This window comes from Streptomyces flavofungini (assembly GCF_041028215.1).
Taxonomy (GTDB): domain Bacteria; phylum Actinomycetota; class Actinomycetes; order Streptomycetales; family Streptomycetaceae; genus Streptomyces; species Streptomyces flavofungini_B.
Genome location: NZ_JASKYR010001117.1, coordinates 1 through 1,287 on the forward strand (window position 1 = coordinate 1; position 1,287 = coordinate 1,287).

The following is a 1,287-nucleotide window of genomic DNA, read 5'->3' on the forward strand; positions in this document are numbered from 1 at the left end:
CCCCACCGAGGTCCGCACCGGCCCGGCCAGGCCCGGCGCCGACACCGAAGAGGTGGCCCGTGACTGGGGCGTGCCGGGCCTCGCGACCTCCCCGCCGGAAGACCAGGAGACCACGTAGCGATGAAACGGCAGATCTTCTCCGCCGAGCACGACGCGTTCCGCGAGACCGTACGCACCTTCCTCGCCAAGGAGGTGCTCCCGCACTACGAGCAGTGGGAGAAGGACGGCATCGTCTCCCGCGAGGCATGGCTCGCGGCGGGCAGGCAGGGGCTGCTCGGGCTCGCGGTCCCCGAGGAGTACGGCGGCGGCGGGAACACCGACTTCCGCTACTCCGCCGTCCTCGCGGAGGAGTTCACGCGCGCGGGCGCCGCCGGGCTCGCGATCGGCCTGCACAACGACATCATCGGCCCCTATCTCACCTCGCTCGCCACCGACGAGCAGAAGCGGCGCTGGCTGCCCGGCTTCTGCTCCGGCGAGACCGTCACGGCCATCGCGATGACCGAACCGGGCGCGGGCTCCGACCTCCAGGCCATCCGCACCACCGCCGAGGACCGGGGCGACCACTGGGTGCTCAACGGCTCCAAGACGTTCATCTCCAACGGCATCCTGGCCGACCTCGTCATCGTCGTCGCCAAGACCTCCCCCGAGGGCGGCGCCCACGGCCTGTCCCTGCTCGTGGTGGAGCGCGGCATGGCGGGCTTCGAGCGGGGCCGCAACCTCGACAAGATCGGCCAGAAGTCCCAGGACACCGCCGAGCTGTTCTTCCACGACGTACGCGTGCCCAAGGAGAACCTCCTCGGCGACCTGGACGGCGCCTTCGTCCACCTGATGACGAACCTCGCCCAGGAGCGCATGGGCATCGCCGTCGCGGGGATCGCCGCCGCCGAACACCTCCTGGAGATCACCACGGAGTACGTGAAGGAGCGCGAGGCCTTCGGACGGCCCCTCGCCAGGCTTCAGCACATCCGCTTCGAGATCGCCGAGATGGCCACCGAGTGCGCCGTCACCCGTACGTTCCTCGACCGGTGCATCGTCGATCACTCGGACGGAGAGCTCGACGCCGTCCACGCCTCCATGGCCAAGTGGTGGGCCACCGAACTCCAGAAGCGCGTCGCCGACCGGTGCCTGCAACTGCACGGCGGCTATGGCTACATGACGGAGTACCGCGTGGCCAAGGCCTTCACGGACGGCCGCATCCAGACCATCTACGGCGGCACGACCGAGATCATGAAGGAGATCATCGGCCGCTCGCTCCTCGGCTGACCGGCCCGCCGGACGCCCCGCACC

The 1,287-nt window shown here is 70.0% G+C and carries 1 protein-coding gene; it reads left to right on the top strand.

From position 1 onward, the window contains the following. The first annotated feature begins 120 nt into the window (after positions 1-120). Positions 121-1,263, top strand: coding sequence for an acyl-CoA dehydrogenase family protein (locus AB8Z36_RS38935; RefSeq protein ID WP_369218088.1), 1,143 nt, complete (start codon positions 121-123; stop codon positions 1,261-1,263). The last annotated feature ends 24 nt before the right edge of the window (positions 1,264-1,287 follow it).